Source organism: Nitrosomonas ureae (assembly GCF_900108305.1).
GTDB lineage: Bacteria > Pseudomonadota > Gammaproteobacteria > Burkholderiales > Nitrosomonadaceae > Nitrosomonas > Nitrosomonas ureae_B.
In genome coordinates this window covers 1-3623 of record NZ_FNUX01000057.1, presented here as the reverse complement: position 1 = coordinate 3623, position 3623 = coordinate 1, and the positions used below count along the sequence as shown (strand labels likewise).

At 39.3% G+C, this 3623-nt stretch carries 5 protein-coding genes; 2 read left to right on the top strand and 3 right to left on the bottom strand.

Annotated features, from left to right (window positions below; all coding sequences use genetic code 11):
- Positions 1-192: 192 nt before the first annotated feature.
- Positions 193-780: a hypothetical protein gene (locus C4S39_RS14885; RefSeq protein ID WP_103967712.1), complete on the top strand. Its 588-nt coding sequence runs from the start codon at positions 193-195 to the stop codon at positions 778-780.
- A 67-nt stretch (positions 781-847) separates the two neighbouring features.
- Entirely contained in the window at positions 848-1417 is a 570-nt protein-coding gene (locus tag C4S39_RS14880; protein ID WP_103967711.1) for a hypothetical protein, read from the top strand.
- 338 nt (positions 1418-1755) lie between these two features.
- Here C4S39_RS14880 and C4S39_RS14875 read toward each other — a convergent pair whose 3' ends face one another.
- From C4S39_RS14875 to hemP, 3 genes are all read right to left on the bottom strand, one after another.
- Entirely contained in the window at positions 1756-2403 is a 648-nt protein-coding gene (locus C4S39_RS14875) for a DUF2325 domain-containing protein (protein WP_103967710.1), read from the bottom strand.
- Positions 2404-2526: 123 nt separating this feature from the next.
- Positions 2527-2991, bottom strand: a complete 465-nt coding sequence (gene bfr / locus C4S39_RS14870) for a bacterioferritin (protein WP_103967709.1) — start codon at positions 2989-2991, stop codon at positions 2527-2529.
- A 249-nt stretch (positions 2992-3240) separates the two neighbouring features.
- Complete coding sequence (gene hemP, locus C4S39_RS14865; protein WP_258039473.1) at positions 3241-3399, bottom strand: hemin uptake protein HemP; 159 nt, start codon at positions 3397-3399, stop codon at positions 3241-3243.
- Positions 3400-3623: the final 224 nt, after the last annotated feature.

The window sequence follows — 3623 nt, the reverse complement described above, 5'->3', positions numbered from 1 at the left end:
CGGTAATTCCAGTCTTTACCAAGCTATAAGCTGGTATAGCATCAAAATACACCGGTACACCACTGTCGGAAGACAGCCGGTGTACCGGTTTTTTTATAAGTAAGAACAGAGTGAAATTTTAAGGTACCACAAGAGAATGCGGATAATAGAACTGGAAAAATTAGAGACGCTTACCCAAGAGGAGGATTTGTCGTGGTCAGACAAATAATACAACCAGGGATTGCAGTCTTTATACTTGTTATGGCGGCGCTTTACACAAGTACAGTTGGCGCGCATGGCAAGGTAGCCATGGAAGATGATAATTGTATGCGTCGGATCGGGGAGAACATGATTCACCTCAGCACTTATCAGCCCCAGATTGATAAGGAGGGCCATTATTGTACAGATATACCTAAAGCTGGCAATGCCATACTTGTTATAGATTTGGTTGATCCTGAGTTGCGAGATATGCCGGTTGGAGTAAAGATAATAAAAGGCAGCAATGCAGCCGAAGGCGAAGCAATTACCAGCCTGCGGCCTGCATTATATGAAGACGGTGTTATTAGCACACAAAATGTATTGGATCAGGGGAAGTATTTGGTACTGATTACAGCCGAAGGCTTGCCACCATTGAGCTATGAGTACCACCTGCGAGTGGAAATGGTCAATTATGCGAATGTATTCAGAGCTACTGTAGGACCTGCAGTGGGTTTGTTGTTGGCCACGATACTGGTATACAAGCTGCTTAGATCAAGGCGCTTCAAAAATTGGCTGGCATCGCGTCGCGCAAAGCCAAGCTAAATAACATCGACAATTCAACATTAAGAGAACTTAGCAACAACCATTTATCGATACAGGGAAATTTTAAATGTTAGCAAGATTAATAAAAATGAAACAAGTATTATTGACAGCATCTCTCGCGATGAGCATGCTGATTGCAGCACAAGTACAAGCGCATGGTGGGCTGGCTTTAGCGGATGATATGTGTATATTAACAATTGGACCATATCGGATGCATTTTACGGGTTATCAACCGTTATCGCAGGAAGAGGAGTTTTGTGAAGATATACCGGAAGTAGGTAAGACCGTGATAGCGCTGGATTATATTCAGGAGGAGCTGCGTCCATTGACGACAGAGGTGAGGATAATTAGAGATACGGGCTCAGAAGAAAATCTGGACGAAATCACGGTATATCACTTGCAGCCTAAAATATATCCCTCGGCATCGATTACAGTGGAGCATGTTTTTCCGGAAAAGGGTAAGTTTGTAGGTCTGGTGACGGTAACGGGAGGTGCACAGAATTATGTATCGAGATTTCCATTTTCAGTAGGGGAAGGTCGTCCGATATCGAAGGTCGTGATCATCGTCCCAATAGTAGTGCTGATCGCAGGAGCTGCGGCTTTTATGATGATGCGTAAACGTAAAACTGAGGGATAAAGCGCTGCTGAAGAAAGTTTCAGTTCGCTGTATTGGCAATAGTAAAAGGCACAAATTAATTTGTGCCTTTTTATTAGGCTAGCTAGAACTTATTCGGAAATTTAAAGCTTATCTATCATGCCGTTATTTCATATTGCTTTGCCAATCCAGTAAGTTCATTTGCTCATCTTCATCATCAAAGAGGATACGGGGAAACTTAGCAACGTATCGGTGTGGCGCATTCGGTTTGGATTACTGTTGATGTCAATATTACTGGTTTCAGCTGGAGTTTTCTGCCAATATTCCTCTTATGCACGTAAATTTAAACTGTCAAAGATGTAATATGCGAATTAATTGGGCTAATGCCTAATTTTATCAGTTTTCTCTGCCATCATTAGGGCTAGCATACGGACACCCATTATGAAACTATTAATCGCTGAACGATCTAGTAAGACACATGGTTTGCCAGACGACTTGCAGTAATATTTGATGGTTTGGAATACTGTATGGTTAACACAATCGACTGGGCAAATAATCATATCGGCTGTTTTTTCCATGAGTAGAAATAAATTATCCAATGAGTCATTTAAATCACCATGAAATGATATGAATGTACCGCCAGAGTTTTTTACTATCTGATTATATTCTGGATAAAGTTTGATTTTGCCGCCCACACATAGAATAGTTTTTCCATTTAATGAATTGTTATAATACGTTCCGGTTTGGCTATCATGGTTTGTGTCACCAATAATTTCAATTGAAGAAGATGCTTTAATCAAGGGTGCCCAATTAACGATACGAGAATCTTTGGTTGCAGAGGATTGCTCTTTGATAATTTTTTGTTTGAGAAGCATCAAGTTTTGCTTCAGAAAATGAGCATATTTTATAAATTTGTGTAAACCATCTTCACACCTTGAAGAAGTTTCTGCATATGAAGGAATGGGATAGTGATAGTGGAAGATTGTGCATGATGTAGTCATAGCAGCCTGCTTCTTTAGAAATTTCATAAAAGAATCCTCTTTAAAAAATCATCAGCAAGTAAAAAAATGGCTGGCTGACCTAAAAAAACAGGTTGGCTGGCTAAATGTACTGCTGGAGAAGGAAGAGGAACTCCAGCAGTATTGAAAACGCTAAATCTGGCTTTGTAGCCAGTTATGGATGCCGACTTTTTGCATGACACCGAGTTGGTTTTCCAACCAATCGATATGCTCTTCGGTATCCTCAAGAATATGCTCAAAGATTTCTCGTGATGCAAAGTCCTGACTTGATTCACAAGCTGCTATCGCAGCCAGCAGAGTTTCCCGTGATGTAAATTCAAGCTTTAGATCACAAGCGATACATTCCTCAACAGTTTCACCAATCATCAACTTTCCTAGATCTTGTAGATTGGGTAAGCCTTCCAGAAACAGGATTCTTTCAATCAGAAGATCAGCGTGCTTCATCTCTTCACATGATTCTTCAAATTCGTGTTTTCCTAGACTGTTGAACCCCCAATTCTTGTACATCCGGGCATGCAGAAAATATTGGTTAATGGCTGTTAATTCGTGTTGTAACTGCTGATTTAGCCAGCGAATGATATCTACATTACCTTTCATTTTTAGCTCCTAAGACAAATAGTTTTACTTGGGCTGAATTCATTTGAAAAGATATTGCTCAGTATTACTGTTAAATTATTTGTTCCTTGCCATCGCTACTATGCTGCAGGCAATTGTTATTACTGAGTAATTCTTGTTATGAATCCATGTCATGTATCTGCTTACCTTCACTACGGTTCAAAGTGATTTTCGTATATGAATCGTTAATAGCTACAAGTATTAATATACATGATATAAGCTCATAATCCACTATTTGTTGAGGATTAACTTGCCGTTTCGCGTGCGGCGTAACGTGTACTGCTCACCTTTGTGCAATATAAATACAATATCACCATTTTTAAATAAGGAGTTGCTATCTATCAGTGCATTTAAATTTGTTAGTTCAGATTGATACAAATTATGTGCCATTGATTGTGTTAGCGTTTGAGTGTTCATATGAATATATAAATGATAATGAGAATTGTTCGCATTATATAGATATACTAATAAAATGCAAGTGTAATCTAAAATATATTTGGTTGTTAAGGATCAACTAGGGCCTGTTAACACTATTTGATATAATGCGGTGATGTAAATCACCGAAAGCCAATATCAACAGATCGAACACTGTATGCCGCGCCAACGTGGCAATG